We start from the raw sequence: 17652 nt of genomic DNA on the forward strand, positions 1-17652 counted from the left end.
ACCATGCTGGCGCGCGACTGGTACTACAATGAGCGGAACCGGATGGGCATCGAGCCCGCGGTGGCGTCGATCTACGACAGCCACGACGATGCCGATCTGCGGGCGCGCGCCGCCCTGAAAATGCTCGGTGTCCAGCGCGGCTGGCGCATCGCCGACATCGGCTGCGGAAACGGCGTGCTCGCCACCGAAGCTGCGCTGATGGGCGCCGAGGTCGACGCCATCGACATTTCGCCCGCGATGCTGGCGCTCGCCGAGATCTATGCGCGCGACCGCAAGGCGCCCGTGCGCACGCAATCGGCCGGCCTGCTCAGCTTCGCCTACCGGCCGGAATCCTACGATCTGATCGTCAGCGAGTTCACGCTGCATCATCTGCCTGATTTCTGGAAAGTGGTGGCGATGTCGCGGATCTTTCGCGCGCTGAAGCCGGGGGCGAGCTTCTATCTGCGCGACATCGTTTATGCCTCGATGCCCGACGCGGTCGAGCGCGACGTCGAGCAGTGGGCAGAATTCCAGATCAAGAACCACGATTTCTCCCGCGAGGGCGTGGTCACGCATATGCGCGACGAATATTCCACCTTCGGCTGGGTGATGGAGCGGATGCTGACCGACGTCGGCTTCACGCTGATCTCGGCCGACTATCACGCGCCGATGCACGGCACTTATCTGCTGCGGAAACCGAAAGCCGGCGAGCAAGGCTAGACCAGAACAAGAAACAGGGCTGCACGACAGGGCAGAACCGGAAACAACAATGAAGCCGGCCGACATCCTCATCGCCCTCCTGGTGGCGATCATCTGGGGGCTTGCCTTCGTGGCGAGCCGGATCGCACTCGACGAGTTTTCGCCGGAGCTGATGACGGCGATGCGCTTCACCATTGCCGCGGTGCCGTGCCTGTTCATTCCCAAGCCGAAGGTCGCCTGGTCGCTGCTGATCGCGATCAGCTTCACGCTGTTTCTCGGCCAGTTCCTGAGCCAGGCCTATGGCATCGCCCATGGCGTGCCGGTGGGGCTGACCTCCGTCGTCGTGCAGAGTCAGGCGCTGTTCACGATCGGCTTTGCCGCGATCGCCTTCGGCGAGCGGCCGACGCCGATGCAGACCCTCGGCATCGTCATCGCCGCAGCCGGGCTGCTGATGATCTGCGGCACCGTCGGCTACGATTTCAGCGTGGGTGCCTTCGCGGTGCTGATGATCGCGCCGGTCAGCTTTGCCGTCGGAAACATTCTGCTGCGCGGCGCGCGCGGCGTGCCGATGTTCGACCTGTTTGCCTGGCTTTGTCTCGCCACTGCGGTCCCGTTGCTCGCCCTCTCGCTCGTCGTCAACGGGCCGGCGCCGACCTTCCAGTCCCTGATCCACATGTCGCTGACCGGTCTCGTCTGCCTGCTGATGATCGGCGCCATCTCCACCAGCATCGCCTATTGGCTGTGGGGCCGGCTGCTGCGTGACTATCCCGCTGCCCAAGTGGTGCCGTTCGCTCTGCTGGTGCCGTTCGTCGGCTCGGCCGCCTCCAGCATCGTGTTCGGCGAACGCTTCGGACCCCTGAGGCTCGCCGGCATGCTGACCGTGATCGGCGGTATCGCGGTGATGGTGCTGGCGAAGCGCCCGCAAGTCCTGCCGAAGATCGCGTGAGGTGAATATGGCTTACTCGCTGTTCTATGCCTTCCTCGCCTTCATGGTGGTGATGTACTTCACCCCCGGGCCGAACAACATCATGCTGCTGGCGTCGGGCCTGACCTATGGCTTCCGGCGCACCATCCCCCACATCGCCGGCATCGTCATCGGCTTTGCCTTCATGGTCGCCGCGGTGGGCCTCGGGCTAGGGACCGTGTTCCTGGCCTATCCGATCCTCCAGACCATCCTGAAATATGCCGGTGCGGTCTACCTCGTCTATCTTGCTGCCGTGATCGCCATGTCCGGCCCGACCACGCCGGACGGCGAGAGCGGCCGCGGCCCGATGACCTTCTGGGGTGCGGCCATGTTCCAGTGGATCAACGCCAAGGGCTGGGTGATCGTGATCGGCACCATCACCGCCTATGCGGCGATTGCCCAGTTTCCCGTCAACATCGCGATCCAGACCCTGATCAGCCTGCTCGTCGGCACGGTCTCAACCGTGGTCTGGGCCCTGTTCGGCACTGCGCTGCGGCCGGTCCTGACCTCCGAGCGGCTGGTCCGGGCTTTCAACGTCGTGATGGCACTCCTGCTGCTCGCCTCCCTCTACCCCGTTTTCATGGATGCATGATGTCGCGGATTTCCATGCAGAAACGGGTTTCCCTAGGGGCTGAAAATGCTCTAGACAGCCCCCGAAATCCGCAAATTTCACCCTTCGGACACTGAGCTTTGGCCGATTCTGGCCCTGAATGAGGAAACGACTATGCGTGTTTATTACGATCGCGACGCCGACCTGAACCTGATCAAGGGCAAGAAGGTCGTCATCGTCGGCTATGGCAGCCAGGGCCACGCCCACGCGCTGAACCTGAAGGATTCCGGCGTCAAGGAAGTCGCCATTGCGCTGCGCAAGGGCTCGGCCTCGGCGAAGAAGGCGGAAGCCGCCGGCTTCAAGGTGATGGAAGTCGCCGAAGCCGCCAAATGGGCCGACCTCGTCATGATGCTGACCCCGGACGAGCTCCAGGGCGACATCTACCGCGAGCACCTGCACGACAACATGAAGAAGGGCGCCGCCCTCGTCTTCGCGCACGGCCTCAACGTCCACTTCAACCTTCTCGACCCGCGCGCCGACCTCGACGTGCTGATGATCGCGCCGAAGGGCCCCGGCCACACCGTGCGCTCGGAGTATCAGCGCGGCGGCGGCGTGCCCTGCCTGATCGCGATCGCCAAGGACGTCTCGGGCAACGCCCATGACCTCGGCCTGTCCTACGCCTCCGCCATCGGTGGCGGCCGCGCCGGCATCATCGAGACCACCTTCAAGGAAGAGTGCGAGACCGACCTGTTCGGCGAGCAGGTCGTGCTTTGCGGCGGCCTGGTCGAGCTGATCAAGGGCGGCTACGAGACGCTGGTCGAAGCCGGCTACGCCCCGGAGATGGCCTATTTCGAGTGCCTGCACGAAGTGAAGCTGATCGTCGACCTGATCTATGAAGGCGGCATCGCCAACATGAACTACTCGATCTCCAACACCGCCGAGTATGGCGAATACGTCACCGGTCCGCGCATCGTCACCGCCGAGACCAAGGCCGAGATGAAGCGCGTTCTCGCCGACATCCAGGGCGGCAAGTTCGCCCGCGACTGGATGCTCGAGAACAAGGTCAACCAGACCTCGTTCAAGGCGACGCGCGCCAAGCTCGCCCAGCATCCGATCGAGGAAGTCGGCGCCAAACTGCGCGACATGATGCCCTGGATCAAGAAGGGCGCGCTGGTCGACAAGAGCAAGAACTAAGCACCGTCATTCCGGGGGCGCGACGAAATCGCGCCCCCGGACCTCGATCCTTGTTCATGAGTTTCCCGGGTTTGCACGGACGCCAGCCCTGGGAATGACGCGGGGAGGCGATGTCCGCCTCGCGCCGGTGTGAGCTCGCTGATCGTGCGCGCCGCCCCCCGTGTCGCGCGAAGCTCGGGCCCAAACCGGCTTCGGTTTTACAGCAGCATCGGCTGTTTTTTTGCGCCCCCAAGTATTAGGACACCATTACTGACCTGATTTCCGTACGACTACGGGATCGAATTGCGATGGGCAGATCAACCAAATCTTAGCGCGGCCGGGCGAGGGTGAGCTATTGCTCGTACCACAGATGGACAATGCTGAACGCTTGGCGAAGGCTGGCCGGATCGCCGGGATCGTCCGTCACGATCCTGGGCGTCGTGTTTTCGCTCGTTGTCGTCGCTCTGTTCCTCGTTGATCTGGGCATCCGCTATCGAGATGCAGTCGGATCTGCGAAAACCGACGCGCTCAATCTCTCGGCCATTCTGGCCGAGCATGCCGCGGTGACGTTCGAAGACATCGATCGCGTGCTGCTTGAGGCGCAGGCGATCCGCAAGGACGCTTTGTCCGGAAAATACGCCGATCCCGGCGCGGCCAATATCGCGCTACGTCAACTGGTCAGGAGCTCGTCGATTCTCGTCGCGGTCGGCTGGACCGATGCGTCCGGCGCTGTCGTTGCGCATTCCTATGATCACGCGCTGCCGCGCAGCAACATCTCCGACATGTCGCACTTCATCGCGCAACGCGACGGCGCCGGCACCGGACTGTTCGTTGCGCCACCCTATCGCTCGGCGGGCGGCGACAAATGGTTCAGTGCGGCGTCACGCCGGTTGAACAACCCGGATGGGAGCTTTGCGGGCATCGTTACTGCGCCGCTGGATCAATCCTTTCTGCTGAAGATCTATCGCAAGATCGACCTGGGCCCGGACGGCTCGGTGGTCCTGCTCCATCGCACCGGACGGGTCCTCGCGCGCGTACCGGAACAGAAGGATGTCCTGGGCAAGTCGGTCGCCGGCGGCCCGCTGTTTACCAAGTATCTGCCGGTCTGCGAGGTGGGCTCATACGAGCTCACGAGCCCCATCGATGGCGTCGCGCGCATTGCTGGCTACAAGGCCGTGCCCGGCCTGCCGCTGGTCATGGTCGTGACCTACACGCGCAGTTACGCGTTGCAGCCATGGTACCGCCATCTCTACACCTTCGGCCCGCTGGCCGCCGCGATCGTCACCATTATTCTGATCGGCACATTCCTGCTGCGGCGGCAAACGAATGCGCTTGCTGCTGCGAGTGCCCGGTTCGATGCCGCGTTGAGCAACATGCCGCATGGGCTCAGCATGTTTGACGCCGACGAGAGGCTATTGGTCGCCAACAGCCGTTACCGCGAGATGTACGATCTCACGGAGGCGCAGGTCGAACCTGGAACGCTTCTCAGCAGCATCGTCGGCCACTACAAGGCGACGGGAGCCGACCTCGATGCGGAGGAATTCCTCGAGGGGGCAAAGCACCGGGCGCAACGAATCTTCACGCTTGGCAACGGCCGGATCATCTCGATCCTGCGCACGCCCATGGCCGACGGCGGCTGGGTCGCGACCCATCAGGACATCACCGAGAGGCGGCGAGACGAGATCCTGCTGGCCGAAAATGCCGCCGAGCTGAAGCTCATCAACACCCGGTTCGATGTCGCAATCAGCAACATGCATCAGGGTCTGTGCCTGTTTGATGCCGACAAGAACCTGGTCGTCTCCAACAGCCGCTATCAGCAGATGTACGATCTGCCGGACGAGCTGGTGAGGCCAGGCACGCCGCTGCAACGGATATTGCAATATTATGCGGATCGCGGCGAAACGAGCTCCCTGACGGTCGACCAGCATGTCCAGCTCATGCCGACCCAGCGGCAGCAGGACTACGCGTTGAAAGACCAGCGCCAGATCCTGATCCAGCGCAAGCCGCTGCCGGATGGCGGCTGGGTCGCGACCCACGAAGACGTCACCGAGCAAAAACGCGGCGAGCAGATGCTGGCCCAGAAGGCAGCGGAGCTGGAGGCGATCAATACGCGCTTCGATGCTGCCCTCAACAACATGTCCCAGGGGCTCTGCATGTTCGATGCGGACCAGAGGATCGTGGTCTCAAACGCGCGCTATGCCGAAATTTATCATCTGGGCGGCGATCAGATCGGGCCAGGTACTTCGCTGGCGCAGATTCTCGAATATCGCCGCGAAAAAGGGACGTATTTTGCCGACGTCGCGCCGGACGTCTATCTCAGCCAGAACGTGAAGCAGCTGAGCGAGATCCGGGAACTCGCCGACGGCAGGGTGGTCGCGATTGCGCGCCACATGATGCAGGATGGCGGCTGGCTCACGACCCACGAGGATATTACCGATCGAGCGAGAAACGAGAAGCGTATCGCCTATCTGGCGCAGCACGATCTGCTCACGGGTCTTGCGAACCGCGCCGTGTTCTCCGAAAAGCTCGACGATGCTGCAAAGCGGTCGCAGCGTCATGGCACGACATTCACCGTGCTGATGCTGGATCTCGACAGGTTCAAGGCCGTCAACGATACGCTCGGTCACGCCGCGGGCGACCAGCTGCTCGTCGAGGTGGCGCGGCGGTTGAGTTCATCGTTGCGGGATACCGATGTGCTGGCGCGGCTCGGCGGCGACGAATTCGCGATCATCCAGGAGAACGAAAAAAATCAGAGCGAGGGCGCGATTGCTCTCGCTCTGAGGATCATCGGCCTGATCGAGCAACCCTTCGATCTTGGCGGCCATCGCATCAGCGTCGGCACCAGCGTCGGCATCGCCTTCGCGCCGGAGCACGGCGCCGACGCCGAGACGTTGCTGCAGAAGGCGGATGTCGCGCTCTACGTGACGAAATCTGCGGGCCGAAACGATTTCCGCATCTTCCAGCCCGAAATGACGCAGGCTGCCGACACACAGAAGTCGATGGAAGGCGAACTGCGGGAAGCGATGGCCCGCAACGAGTTCGAGCTGCACTACCAGCCGGTGATCGACGCCAGGACGCGCACGATGACGGGGCTGGAATGTTTCGTGCGCTGGCACCACCCGTCGAAGGGCGTGCTGGCGCCTTTGCAGTTCCTTGATGTCGCCGAGCAGGCCGGACTGATGGTGCCGCTCGGTGAATGGATATTGCGACAGGCCTGCCTGGACGCGGCTGCCTGGCCAGCGCACATCAGGGTCGCCGTCAACGTGAGCGCCGCCCAGTTCCACAGGAGCAACGTGCTCGACGTCGTCCTGTGCGCGCTGGTCGAGTCGGGGTTGTCGCCGGAGCGCCTTGAGCTCGAAATACCGGACGTTGCGCTCCTGGACGGGAATCTGCCGGCTCACCTGCTCACGGTCCGGCAACTGAAGAACCTTGGCGTCGGCGTCGTCCTCGACAATTGCGGCGTGGGTTATTCCGCGGGGAGCTATCTCCAGAGCTTCCCGTTCGACAAGCTCAAGATCGACCGCACGATCGCGCAGGGCTGCGCAACGCGAAAGGACTGCGCGGCAGTCGTCGCCTCTGCCGTCGCATTGGCGCGCGGTCTCGACGTCGCCACGGTCGCCAAGGGGGTCGAGACCCCTGCGCAATTCGAGGCCCTTCGAGCGGCGGGAGTGGACTTCGTCCAGGGATATCTGTTCGGGCGACCCGTGCCGAACTCCGAAGTCAGTTTCGATATGCCGTTGCCGGCACAAAATGTCGCGTGATCTCATGACCTCCGTCGGAACACAGTCAACTCAACCCACGAGGTCACGAGAGATGAATTTGGAGACCGGCCTGATCGATCAACTCGAGATCGCGCTGGCGAGCCCGGAGCTGTCGAAGCGCGCCGAACTCCTGCGCCAGGTCGCCGATCTCTTCGTGCTCGGCTCGGGCAAGTTCACCGACGAGCAGGTCGATCTGTTCGATGAGGTGATGAGCACGCTCCTCAAGGATATCGAATGCGCCGCCCGGGCGACCTTCGGGAGCCGGCTTTCCAGATTGCCTGACGCGCCGCGCAGGACGATCCGCTTGCTGGCGTTTGACGACGCGCCAGAGGTGGCGGCGCCGGTCCTGGAGCACTCGCCGCAGCTCGACGAGGCGAGCTTGGCGGAGAACGCGCGGACCAAGAGCCAGGGTCACCTGCTGGCCATCGCCGGCCGCAGCCGGTTGACGGAGCCCGTCACCGACGTCCTGGTCGAGCGCGGCAACAGCGACGTTGCGATGCGGACAGCCGGTAACGGTGGGGCCAGGTTCTCGCTCCAGGGAATGTCCAAGCTCACCAGCCGGGCCCGGGATAATGGCGCGCTCGCCATGTGCATCTGGGCTCGCCCCGATATCCCGCGCGAGAGCTTGCTGAAATTGTTCGCCCATGCGTCCGAGATGGTGAGGCGGAAGCTGGAGGCGGCCGATCCGCGCCAGGCGGCGCTGATCCGGAGTGCCATTGCGGAGAGCTCCGATGAGCTTCAGACGACGGCGCGGGCAGGCTCGAGCGAGCATGCCCGCGCGTTGGCCGAGGTGAGCTCCCTGCATTCGAGCGGGCAACTGGACGAGGCACGGGTGCTCGGCTTCATCGGCGAGCGAAGCTTCGACAAGACCGCCGTCGCGCTGTCGCTCATGAGCAATCTGCCGATCGGAGCGATCGAGCGCGCGCTGGTTCGCTCTGAGCCCGAGCAGATTCTCATTCTCGCGAAGGCCATCGGTCTGTCCTGGGACACGACGAAGGCGATCTTGACGTTTCAGCCTGGTTCGGCCCATGAGGGGAAGGAGCGATTGGACGAGTGCTTTGCGAGCTTCCTCCGGTTGAAGCCAAATACCGCGAAGGCTGCGCTCCAATTCTACCGGCTCCGCGAGCGGGCGGGGCAGGGGCCTGTCCACTAGCGCAAGCAAACCAATCATTAAGCGCTCGTCCGGTATATTCGAACCGCGATGAGGTGGACGTCTCGCCGTTTGCATCTCCTCTCAAGCTTTGTTGCTTCATTCAAACTCTTCGATGTTTGAAGCCCGCGCTCAAGACGAAGAATTGACGCTTAAAGCACATTCTTGGTCTCGCATCGTTTCTCCAGCGTTTCTTCCAGCGTTCAAACCGCAAAATCCTAGCGCCTTCAGGGCCAAAGATTCGGCTCTTCATCCGCATTCTGATCGCGCGCTGATCCTTGCAGCGCGACGTTCGCGTGCCACTTCTTCTTAAGAATCGACACCTGCTGCGCCTGCTTGAGAGTTGAGCGGCATTGCGCCCCAGCGCCCTTCCTCCTACATGATTGCGGGAACTTGAGGGGGAAACACATGCGATCTGTCGTCGTCACCGGCGCGTCCACGGGCATTGGCTGGGCCATTGCTAAATTCCTGGTCGGGCGCGGCTATCGCGTGTTCGGCAGCGTGCGCAAGCAGGCCGACGCCGACCGGCTGCAGGGTGAGTTCGGCCAAAACTTCACGCCGCTGCTGTTCGACGTCACCGACGAGGCCGCGGTGCTGGCCGCTGCGCGCCAGGTGCGCGAGGCGATGGGCGGCGAGACGCTGGCGGGTCTCGTCAACAATGCCGGCGTTGCCGTCGCTGGCCCCGTGCTCGAAATGTCGGCGGATGATTTCCGCCGCCAGATGGACATCAACGTCATCGGCCCGGTGATCTCGACGCAGGCGTTCGGACCGCTGCTTGGCGCAAATCCGTCGCTGAAGGGGCCGAAGGGGCGGATCGTGATGATCAGCTCGGTCGCAGGCAAGAACGGCAATCCGCTGTCGGCACCCTATTGCACCTCCAAGCATGCGATCGAGGGCCTGTCAGAAAGCCTGCGCCGCGAGCTGATGCTGTTCGGCATCGATGTCATCATCGTCGCCCCCGGCGCGGTGAAGACGCCGATCTGGAGCAAGGCCGAGCAGTTCGATATGTCGGTCTATCAGAACTCCCCCTATCTCCCGGCGCTCAACAAGGCCATGGCGTTCATGATGAAGCTCGGTGAGACCGGGCTGCCGGCCGAGCGGATCGCCGAAGTCGTCTTCGAGGCGCTCACGGCTGCAAAGCCCAAGGTTCGCTACCAGATCACGCCCGACCGAATGCGCCATTTGATCGGCCCCCTGCTGCCGAAACGGACGCTCGACCGCATTATCGCCAAGCGGCTCGGGCTACTGCCGCAGAGCTGAACCGGCCGCTCAGCCCGCCACGGCCGTCCGTCCGCGCGGATGGGCGGCCATCGCGATCAGCCGCAGCGCCATCACGGCGAGCAGGGGGACGAGGAACGCGGCATAGAGCGGCATCGCCGGGATGCGCTTGCCGAACGACACCATGAACTGGAACCAGAGGTAGTAACCGCCCACAAGGTGCAGCGTGCGCCAGGCGCGCGGCCCGATCAGCGCGGCGGTGCGGTCGAAGGAGGTCGCGCTCATCGCGATGATGAAGGCATAGCCGATGCCGCCGAAGATGTAGGAGGCGGCCGAGGTCGCCTCCGCAAAGCCGGCCGGATCCATGTTGGCAAACGCGACGATCGCGACCGCGTGGATCGCGTGGGAGGCCGCGAAGCTCAAGCCCAGATAGCGGCGGTTGCGACGCTGCCAGCGCGTCCAGGGATTGGGCCAGAGCCGGGCGAGAGCCGCGGCGCTGAAGGCGAGGCAGAACAGCGTGAGCGAGCTGCGCGCCGTGAAGCGGATCACCATCCGCACGCCCTCAGCCTCGAATTGCCGCATCGAGGCGATCCACAGGCTGAGGACGACCAGGCTGAGGGTGAGGGCGGCCAGCAGCCGCCAGCCTTCGAGCCAGCCTTGACGTTGTGACATGGTGGTCTCCTCCATTATGTAATCATCGATTACATTTGGAGTCGACTTGTCCGTCAATGGTGTAATCGCTGCTTACATTCACGTTCGGGTGATGCTAGAAGGCCGAATGCCCGCCCGTCAGACCTCCAGGCCGCGCGCCCGCCAAACACCCAAAGCCCGGTCGTACCACCACGGCGACCTCCGCCGCGTGCTGATCGATGCCGCACTGCAACTGGCGGCTGAAGGGGCCGAGGTCTCCGTGCGCGAGGCCGCGCGCCGGGCCGCGGTATCGCCGGGGGCGCCGTTCCGGCACTTCCCCAACCGCGATGCCCTGATGGCGGCGGTGGCCGGCGAGGCTCAGCGGCGCTTTCGTGCCGAGATCGAGGGGGCGATGGGCGAGGCTCCGGTCGCCGATCCGCTCGGCCGCTTCCGGGCCTTCGGCCTCGCCTATCTGCGCTGGGCCATGCGCAATCCCGCGCATTTCGAGATCATCTCGACGGGGCGCTATTTCGCCCATGGCAGCTCCGCGGAGCTGACGCGCGACAATGCCGAGCTGATTGCCCTGACGGAGCGAATACTGGCCGAGGCGGCGGAGCAGGGCCTGCTGCGGCCGGCCGACCTCAAGCGGATCCAGATCGCCGGCCGTGCGCTGGTCTACGGCTTTGCCCGGATGAATCTCGATGGCCACTTTCCGCGCTGGGGCGTGGAGGAGGGTGAGATCGAGCGGATGGCGGAAGGGGTCATCGACCTGTTCATCGCGGGGATCGCCAAGCCCTAAGGTTGCTTGCCGCGCGACACATTCGCCCGCCGCTAAGATTAAGAAGGTTGGATCGCGTGCGCGCGTTGCCTGTCCTTGACTGTTCCGTTACAGTTTTATGACACGGTGCAGGCTTCCGGCTGCGCCGGATGCCCTAGCCGCCTTCGGGCCGGCCGGACGGCTAGGATCATCGCGCCGGACCAGCAGTTGCGTGTGTCGATGGCGTCCGCGCCTAATCCAGGTCCTTCTGCCACGACTGCCGTGCTGGCGAGCGTCGCTGCGCTCGGCATCTGGCGGCTGCTCGCGGTCGCCGCGCCGCATCTCGCTGCGCTCGCGCTGATGTACGAGACCGAGACCGATTTCGGCTCGCGCCTCTCCTTCGCGCTCGCCTGGGGCATCCTCAACTTCTTCTGGATCACGCTGCTGCGCCGGCCGGCGCTGTCAGGCGCGCTGTCGCTGACCATGGTCGTCGTGCTGGTGCTGCTGTCGCGGCTGAAGCACGACGTCGTGCAGATGACGGTGAACTTCATCGACCTGATGATGATCGACCGCGACACCGTCGCGTTCCTGTTCACAATCTTCCCGAATTTGCGCTGGTCGGTGATCCTGGCCGGTCTCGTCACGCTGCCGCTGATGTACGCGCTGTGGTGGCTCGATCCGTTCCGCATCCGCCGCCTGCCGGCGCTCGCCTGCAAGCTCGCTTGTCTTGCCGCGCTGGTCGGCTATTCGCTCTATCACCCGGATGAGGCCTGGCGCGGCTATTACGACGACGGCTATCTGTCGAAGTTCTTCCGCTCCGGCGTCAGCGCGGTGTCCGACTTCGCGCAGTACGGCTTCATGGAATCGGCCGCCTCGACCAATGAGCGGCTCAACATGCCGCTGGTTGACGCCTGCCATCCCGCGGGCCGCCGGCCGAACATCATCATGATCCATGATGAATCGAGCTTCGACATCCGCGCCGCGCAGGGCATCAAGGTGCCACAGGGTTATGGCAACCACTTCAAGTCGTGGGACGGCAAGCAGCGCACGTTTATGGCCGAGAGCAATGGCGGGCCGAGCTGGTTCACCGAATACAACGTGCTCGCCGGCCTCTCCTCGCGCTCGTTCGGGCGCTTCGCGTATTTCGTGACGCGCATCGCGACAGGCCGCGTCGAGCGCGGCCTGCCGCTGGCGCTGCGCCGCTGCGGCTACGACACCCTGTCGCTCTATCCCGCCTATGGCGGCTTCATGGGCGCGCGCAGCTTCCAGATGACGACCGGCGTCGAGCGCTTCCTCGATTCGAAGGATCTCGGCGCCAAGGACGTCGAACCGGATTCGTTCTTCTACGACAAGGCACTCCGGCTGATGGGCGAGCGGACGCCGAACAAGCCGCTGTTCACCTTCGTCTATCTCGGCGCCAATCATTTCCCCTGGGAGACGCGCTTCCGTCCCGATTTGCTGCCGAACTGGCGCGCGCCCGGCAATGTGGCTTCCATCGACGAATATCTGCGCCGGCAGGCGATGAGCGCCGAGCAGTACAAGGCTTTCGTCGCCGGCCTCAAGAAGACCTTTCCCGGCGAGCCTTTCCTGATCGTGCGCTATGGCGATCACCAGCCCGAGTTTGCGCCGAACCTGCTCGAGCCCGGGCTCGACGAGGGCGCGCTCGGCAAGAAACTCGACGCCTACGATCCGCGTCTCTACGCGACCTACTACGCGATCGACGCCGTCAATTTCGAGCCGGTGAAGAGCGAGGCCGTGATGGACACGATCGACGGCGCGTATCTGCCGCTGGTGATCCAGGAAGCCGCCGGCATCCCGCTCGACCCGTCCTTCGCCGAGCAGAAAGACATCATGCTCCGCTGCAAGGGTATCTTCTACGGTTGCAAGGACGGCGCCGAAGCGCGGCGCCTGAACCGGCTGCTGATCAATGCGGGGATGATTCGGGGGCTGTAGCCTCACGCATTTTGCGAGGACGGTGCCTTGGTGCGTCGATGCCTCCCCAGATCGTAGGGTGGGCAAAGCGAAGCGTGCCCACCATCCCGTTGCGCGTGTCGAGAGACGGTGGGCACGGCGCTTACGCGCCTTTGCCCACCCTACGAAATCCGGGTCTACGGTTTGCCAACCTTCTCCCACAGCCACTTCGCCACCACATCCGGCGACGAATTCGCATCGTTACCGGCCGCGCGCAAATTCGCCTCGCGCATGGTGGTGATGTCGATCTTCCCCAGTAACGGTTTCAGCGCCTCCTGCAACCGTGTGTCGCCTGCGCGTTTCGGTGCGAGCAGCAGAATCGCATCGTAGGGCGGGATCGCCTGCCTGGGATCATCGAGCGCAACGAGCTCGTATTTCGCGATCAGCCCGTCGCTGGTGTAGCCGGCGATGACATCGACCTCGCCGCTGGCGACCGCTGCATACATGAAGTCCGGCTGCATCTGGCGCTGGGCGCGGAATTGAAGGCCGTAGGCCTTTTGCAGCGCCGCCCATTCGGGCCGCGAGAAGAACTCGTAGTCGCCGGCAATCGACAGCGTCGATGCGTGCGCGGCGAGATCGGCGATGGTGCGGATGCCAAGCGCCTCGGCGCGCTTTTTCGGGATCACCAGCGCATAGGCATTCTCGAAGCCGAGCTCGCCCAGCAGGGTGATGTTCTCCTTCGCGAGTGCTGTCTTCAGCTCCGCGATCAGCTCGGCGCGCGGCTTGATGTCGGTGCGATGCAGCTGGTTGGCCCAGAGCGTGCCGGAATAGTCGATGTAGAGATCGATGTCGCCGGCCTTCAGCGCCCCGAAGATCACGCTCGAGCCGAGGCCCGAGCGCGCCGTGGCCGACAGGCCGGCCGCCTGGAGGCGATCCCTGAGCAGGGCCGACAGCACATATTGCTCGGCGAAGGTCTTGGCGCCGACGACATAGCCCTGCGACGAGCGGCCCATCGTCGGCACCAGCGTCGCGGCGACCAGTGCCGCGATCCCGACCGCGCCGAGCCCGGTGCGCAGGCGGCTGCGGCGCCGCAGGCCGCCCTCGATCAGGCCGAGCAGCTGATCGACCGCGAGCGCCAGCAGGGCGGAGGCAAGACAGCCGAACAGCACGAACACCCAGTTCTGGGTCTGGAGCCCCGCAAAGATGTAGTTGCCGAGGCTGGTCTGCCCGATCGGGGTCGAGAGCGTCGCGGTGCCGATCACCCAGACCGCGGCGGTGCGGATGCCCGCCATGATCACCGGCAGCGCCAGCGGCAGCTCGACCAGGACCAGCGACTGCCGTGCGGTCATGCCGACGCCCTCAGCGGCTTCGATCAGCGCCGGGTCGATGCCGTTCAGCCCGGTGATGCCGTTGCGCAGCACCGGCAGCATCGAATACAGCGCCAGCGCCAGCATCGCCGGCAGGAAGCCGAACGCCGAGAAGGAGATTCCGAACCAGGCGAGCGTCAGGGCCGCCGCCGCCAGCAACAACGGATAGAACAGCGCGAGCAGCGCCAGTCCGGGCACGGTCTGCACGATGCTGGCGAGCGCGAGCAGGATGCCGCGCGGCGCCGGGCGGTTGCGCGTCAGGATCGCCAGCGGCAGGCTGACGGCGAGGCCGAGCGCCAGCGCGGCCAAGCTCACCCGCACGTGGTTGCCGAGATAGTCGGGAAGATGCGACAGCGCGTCGCTCCAGCGCGGATCGGAGAAGAGGCTCATGCCGCACCGCTCTGTGACAGCAGCGCGTTCAGCCGTTCGACCTGACGGCGCGGTGTGCGCAGCAGCTCCAGCACATAGGCGTCGGTGCTGTTCGAGAGCTCCGCGGGCGTGCCCTGCGCGAGCAGCTTGCCGCTGTGCATCACCGCGATGCGGTCGGCGAGCAGGATCGCCTCAGTCATGTCATGCGTGATCATGACGGTGGTCAGGCCGAGCTTGCGATGCAGCGAACGATAGTCGTCACCGAGCGCATCGCGGGTGAGGGGATCGAGCGCGCCGAACGGCTCGTCCATCAGCACGATGCGGGGTTTTGCCGCGAGCGCCCGCGCCACGCCGACGCGCTGGCGCTGGCCGCCGGAGAGCGCCTCGGGCAACCGGTCGCGATGCGCGGCGCGGTCGAGCTGCACGAGCTCCAGCAGCTCGTCGACGCGTGCCGCGATTGCCGCTCCCGGCTCGCCCAGCAGCCTTGGCGTGATCCCGACATTGTCGGCGACGCTCAAGTGCGGGAACAGCCCGCCGCTCTGGAAGACGTAGCCGATCCGGCGCCGCAGCGCGACCGGATCGACGTTTTGCACGTCCTCGCCCTCGACCGTGATGGTGCCGCCATCCGCCTCGATCAGCCGGTTGGCGAGCCGCAGCAGCGTGGTCTTGCCCGAGCCCGAGCCGCCGACGATGGCCACAAACTCGCCCTCGGCGATGTCGAGCGACACATCGTCCACGGCCCTGAGGGAGCCGAAGCTCTTGGTGACGTGTGCATAGCCAATCATCGGCCGGGACGGCATCGGGCGGGCTCACTTCGCTGACCCGCCCATGGAGGGAGGGGATGACAAGACCTATGCGTAGCACGCTTGGCGGGTTGATTGAACTTGGCCGCGCGAGCGGTTAAGGCATCGGACCAAATTCGGAGGGAACACATGACAACGCCCACGGCAGTGGCGCTGGAAGATGCCAAGGTCGCGTTCCGGCTGGGGGACGGCCGGGTCTATACGGCGGTGGAGAAGGCGCATCTTGCGGTCGCGCAGGGCGAGTTCGTCGCCATCGTCGGCCCGACCGGGTGCGGGAAATCGACGCTGCTCAACATCGCAGCCGGCCTGCTGAGGCCTGCCGCCGGAAGCGTCAAGATCTTCGACCGGCCACTCGCGGGGTTGAACCGGGATGCCGGCTATCTGTTCCAGGCCGACGCGCTGTTCCCCTGGAAGACCGCGCTCGACAACGTCTCGATCGGGCTCGAGATCAAGGGCACGCCGCGGGCCGAGGCGCTGCCGCGGGCGCAGAAATGGCTGACCTCGGTCGGCCTCGGCGCCTTCGCCAATCGCTATCCGCACATGCTCTCGGGCGGCCAGCGCAAGCGCGTGGCGCTGGCGCAGGTCCTGATCCGCGATCCCAAGATCCTGCTGATGGACGAGCCGTTCGGGCCGCTCGATGCCCAGACCCGCCAGGTGATGGGCAATCTGCTGCTCGATCTCTGGAACGCCGACCGCAAGGCCGTGCTGTTCGTGACCCATGACCTCGAAGAGGCGATCGCGCTCGCCGACCGCGTCGTGATCATGTCGGCGGGGCCGTCCTCGCGCATCATCGGCGACTGGCGGGTGAGCTTGCCGCGCCCGCGCGACATCTTCGAGGTGCGGCTGGACAAGGAGTTCCATGCGCTCCACCGCGAGATCTGGAGTGTGCTCAAAGACGAGGTGATGAAGGGCTACGCGCAGTCCACCCAAGCGGCGGAGGCGGTCTGATGTCGCGCCCGACACTGCTTGCGCTGCAAGTCCTGGTCGCAGTGGTCTGCATTGTGCTGTGGCAGGTGCTGTCGACCGTCCCCGTGTTCGGCAAGATCCTGCTGCCACCCTTCTTCTTCTCCAACCCGTTCGACGTGTTCAGCCAGATCGTGAAGTGGTTCGCCTCCGGCGTGATCTGGAAGCATCTCGGCATCACGCTCGCGGAATCGATCCTCGCCTTCGTGATCGGATCGCTCGGCGGCGTCCTGGTCGGCTTCTGGTTCGCACGCCAGCCCCTGGTCGCCGCGGTGTTCGACCCTTACGTGAAAATGGTCAACGCCCTGCCGCGCGTGGTGCTGGCGCCGATCTTCGCGCTGTGGCTCGGCCTCGGCATCTGGTCCAAGGTCGCGCTCGGCGTGACGCTGGTGTTCTTCATCGTGTTCTTCAACGTCTATCAGGGCGTCAAGGAGGTCAGCCGCACCGTGCTCGACAATGGCCGCATGCTCGGCATGAGCGAGCGGCAGTTGATGCAGCACGTCTATTGGCCGTCGGCGCTGTCCTGGATGTTCTCCTCGCTGCACACCTCGGTCGGCTTCGCCGTGGTCGGCGCCGTCGTCGGCGAGTATCTGGGATCGGCGGCCGGCCTCGGCTATCTGATCCAGCAGGCCGAAGGCGTGTTCGACGTCGCCGGCGTGTTCGCCGGCATGTTCGTGCTGTCGGCCTTCGTCATCCTGATCGATTATGGGGTGACACTGGTCGAGCGGCGGCTGTTGGTGTGGCGGCCGACCGTGGACGGGCGCGGCTAGCCGAAAGGGGGCCCGCGCGACGGCGCGAGCCCCGACAGCGTGAAAGCTCAGTCCAACAGCTTGGTATCGTCGGGCGCCTGCGGCGGCGTCTTGATCGCGATCGCCTTGACCTGGCCGCTGATCGGCTTGGTGCCGCCATGCGGCGTGCCCTTGGGGATGATGACGAGGTCGCCGGGCTTCACCGTGACCTCCTTGTCGCCGAGCCAGATCGTCCCGGTCCCGTCCAGGATATACTGGATCTCGTTGGTGTTGGGATGCAGGTGCTTGGGCACATTGCCGACCTGAATCGAGATGGTGGCGCCGTCGGCGCTTGCAAACATTTTTGAGCGATAGCCGACATTGTTGGCGGGCCCGAGGGCGTCGCCTTCCATCTCGCCGGTGTGGATGATCTGCGCGGTGATGTTCTCGGCGGCCAGCGCCGGCCGGAGCAACTGGTTGGCGCCGCATCCGGCGGCAAAGGCGGCGGCGATCGACAGTCCGGCAGCAAGGCGATTCATGGATGATCCTCCCCATCAGGAATTGTTCTTGATTGGGCATGCTATTGCGCCGAAAGGCCGATGGCGAGTCGCACTTAGGCAGTGCTTCTCA

General features: G+C 64.7%; 15 protein-coding genes. 11 read left to right on the plus strand and 4 right to left on the minus strand.

Translation table 11 applies throughout. From position 1 onward, the window contains the following. Positions 1–3 precede the first annotated feature (3 nt). The 7 genes from E4K65_RS21840 (at position 4) to E4K65_RS21870 (ending at position 9536) form a co-directional block, all read left to right on the plus strand. Positions 4–699, plus strand: a complete 696-nt coding sequence (locus tag E4K65_RS21840) for a class I SAM-dependent methyltransferase (RefSeq protein WP_135175928.1) — start codon at positions 4–6, stop codon at positions 697–699. Positions 700–748: 49 nt separating this feature from the next. Further along, entirely contained in the window at positions 749–1624 is an 876-nt protein-coding gene (locus E4K65_RS21845) for an EamA family transporter (RefSeq protein ID WP_135175929.1), read from the plus strand. 7 nt (positions 1625–1631) lie between these two features. Beyond that, a complete protein-coding gene (locus E4K65_RS21850; protein ID WP_167771018.1) occupies positions 1632–2234 on the plus strand; it encodes a LysE family translocator in 603 nt (200 codons plus the stop codon). Between the two features lie 132 nt (positions 2235–2366). Then, on the plus strand, positions 2367–3386 hold the full coding sequence (gene ilvC / locus E4K65_RS21855; RefSeq protein ID WP_027544763.1) for a ketol-acid reductoisomerase: 1020 nt from the start codon (positions 2367–2369) through the stop codon (positions 3384–3386). Between the two features lie 356 nt (positions 3387–3742). Then, on the plus strand, positions 3743–7126 hold the full coding sequence (locus E4K65_RS21860; RefSeq protein ID WP_235885696.1) for a bifunctional diguanylate cyclase/phosphodiesterase: 3384 nt from the start codon (positions 3743–3745) through the stop codon (positions 7124–7126). Positions 7127–7178: 52 nt separating this feature from the next. Further along, a complete protein-coding gene (locus E4K65_RS21865; RefSeq protein ID WP_135175932.1) occupies positions 7179–8279 on the plus strand; it encodes a DUF2336 domain-containing protein in 1101 nt (366 codons plus the stop codon). Between the two features lie 405 nt (positions 8280–8684). Further along, the gene (locus E4K65_RS21870; RefSeq protein WP_135175933.1) at positions 8685–9536 is read left to right on the plus strand and encodes an SDR family oxidoreductase; all 852 of its coding nucleotides are present in this window, start codon (positions 8685–8687) and stop codon (positions 9534–9536) included. 9 nt (positions 9537–9545) lie between these two features. Here the strand turns inward: E4K65_RS21870 and E4K65_RS21875 are convergent, their stop codons facing one another. Further along, complete coding sequence (locus E4K65_RS21875; RefSeq protein ID WP_167771019.1) at positions 9546–10166, minus strand: hypothetical protein; 621 nt, start codon at positions 10164–10166, stop codon at positions 9546–9548. Between the two features lie 106 nt (positions 10167–10272). On the opposite strand from E4K65_RS21875, the gene E4K65_RS21880 reads away from it, so the two are divergent. Both E4K65_RS21880 and E4K65_RS21885 read left to right on the plus strand, forming a co-directional pair. Continuing rightward, positions 10273–10923: a TetR/AcrR family transcriptional regulator gene (locus E4K65_RS21880; RefSeq protein WP_049823428.1), complete on the plus strand. Its 651-nt coding sequence runs from the start codon at positions 10273–10275 to the stop codon at positions 10921–10923. A gap of 198 nt (positions 10924–11121) precedes the next feature. Then, positions 11122–12834 (plus strand): sulfatase-like hydrolase/transferase, encoded by a 1713-nt coding sequence (locus tag E4K65_RS21885; RefSeq protein WP_135175935.1) that lies wholly within the window; start codon positions 11122–11124, stop codon positions 12832–12834. A gap of 155 nt (positions 12835–12989) precedes the next feature. Here the strand turns inward: E4K65_RS21885 and E4K65_RS21890 are convergent, their stop codons facing one another. Together E4K65_RS21890 and E4K65_RS21895 are read right to left on the minus strand one after the other, a co-directional pair. Continuing rightward, positions 12990–14549 carry a glycine betaine ABC transporter substrate-binding protein gene (locus tag E4K65_RS21890; RefSeq protein ID WP_135175936.1) on the minus strand — a complete coding sequence of 520 codons (1560 nt, stop codon included), beginning with the start codon at positions 14547–14549 and terminating at the stop codon, positions 12990–12992. Continuing rightward, positions 14546–15328: an ATP-binding cassette domain-containing protein gene (locus E4K65_RS21895; RefSeq protein WP_135175937.1), complete on the minus strand. Its 783-nt coding sequence runs from the start codon at positions 15326–15328 to the stop codon at positions 14546–14548. Before E4K65_RS21895 ends, E4K65_RS21890 begins: the two co-directional genes overlap by 4 nt. Positions 15329–15460: 132 nt before the next feature. On the opposite strand from E4K65_RS21895, the gene E4K65_RS21900 reads away from it, so the two are divergent. After that, positions 15461–16279 (plus strand): ABC transporter ATP-binding protein, encoded by an 819-nt coding sequence (locus tag E4K65_RS21900; RefSeq protein WP_135175938.1) that lies wholly within the window; start codon positions 15461–15463, stop codon positions 16277–16279. Continuing rightward, a complete protein-coding gene (locus E4K65_RS21905) occupies positions 16279–17064 on the plus strand; it encodes an ABC transporter permease (protein WP_135175939.1) in 786 nt (261 codons plus the stop codon). The genes E4K65_RS21900 and E4K65_RS21905 overlap by 1 nt, the downstream gene beginning before the upstream one ends. 47 nt (positions 17065–17111) lie before the next feature. Here E4K65_RS21905 and E4K65_RS21910 read toward each other — a convergent pair whose 3' ends face one another. Continuing rightward, positions 17112–17561: a cupin domain-containing protein gene (locus E4K65_RS21910; RefSeq protein WP_135175940.1), complete on the minus strand. Its 450-nt coding sequence runs from the start codon at positions 17559–17561 to the stop codon at positions 17112–17114. Positions 17562–17652 lie beyond the last annotated feature (91 nt).

This window comes from Bradyrhizobium niftali (genome assembly GCF_004571025.1).
GTDB lineage: Bacteria > Pseudomonadota > Alphaproteobacteria > Rhizobiales > Xanthobacteraceae > Bradyrhizobium > Bradyrhizobium niftali.

Bases quoted from the DNA above. Each gene is read 5' to 3' on its own strand.
- E4K65_RS21840 (WP_135175928.1), top strand. From the start codon at position 4: ATGCTGGCGCGCGACTGGTACTACAATGAGCGGAACCGGATGGGCATC.
- E4K65_RS21845 (WP_135175929.1), top strand. From the start codon at position 749: ATGAAGCCGGCCGACATCCTCATCGCCCTCCTGGTGGCGATCATCTGG.
- E4K65_RS21850 (WP_167771018.1), top strand. From the start codon at position 1,632: ATGGCTTACTCGCTGTTCTATGCCTTCCTCGCCTTCATGGTGGTGATG.
- ilvC (WP_027544763.1), top strand. From the start codon at position 2,367: ATGCGTGTTTATTACGATCGCGACGCCGACCTGAACCTGATCAAGGGC.
- E4K65_RS21860 (WP_235885696.1), top strand. From the start codon at position 3,743: ATGCTGAACGCTTGGCGAAGGCTGGCCGGATCGCCGGGATCGTCCGTC.
- E4K65_RS21865 (WP_135175932.1), top strand. From the start codon at position 7,179: ATGAATTTGGAGACCGGCCTGATCGATCAACTCGAGATCGCGCTGGCG.
- E4K65_RS21870 (WP_135175933.1), top strand. From the start codon at position 8,685: ATGCGATCTGTCGTCGTCACCGGCGCGTCCACGGGCATTGGCTGGGCC.
- E4K65_RS21875 (WP_167771019.1), bottom strand. From the start codon at position 10,166: ATGTCACAACGTCAAGGCTGGCTCGAAGGCTGGCGGCTGCTGGCCGCC.
- E4K65_RS21880 (WP_049823428.1), top strand. From the start codon at position 10,273: ATGCCCGCCCGTCAGACCTCCAGGCCGCGCGCCCGCCAAACACCCAAA.
- E4K65_RS21885 (WP_135175935.1), top strand. From the start codon at position 11,122: ATGGCGTCCGCGCCTAATCCAGGTCCTTCTGCCACGACTGCCGTGCTG.
- E4K65_RS21890 (WP_135175936.1), bottom strand. From the start codon at position 14,549: ATGAGCCTCTTCTCCGATCCGCGCTGGAGCGACGCGCTGTCGCATCTT.
- E4K65_RS21895 (WP_135175937.1), bottom strand. From the start codon at position 15,328: ATGCCGTCCCGGCCGATGATTGGCTATGCACACGTCACCAAGAGCTTC.
- E4K65_RS21900 (WP_135175938.1), top strand. From the start codon at position 15,461: ATGACAACGCCCACGGCAGTGGCGCTGGAAGATGCCAAGGTCGCGTTC.
- E4K65_RS21905 (WP_135175939.1), top strand. From the start codon at position 16,279: ATGTCGCGCCCGACACTGCTTGCGCTGCAAGTCCTGGTCGCAGTGGTC.
- E4K65_RS21910 (WP_135175940.1), bottom strand. From the start codon at position 17,561: ATGAATCGCCTTGCTGCCGGACTGTCGATCGCCGCCGCCTTTGCCGCC.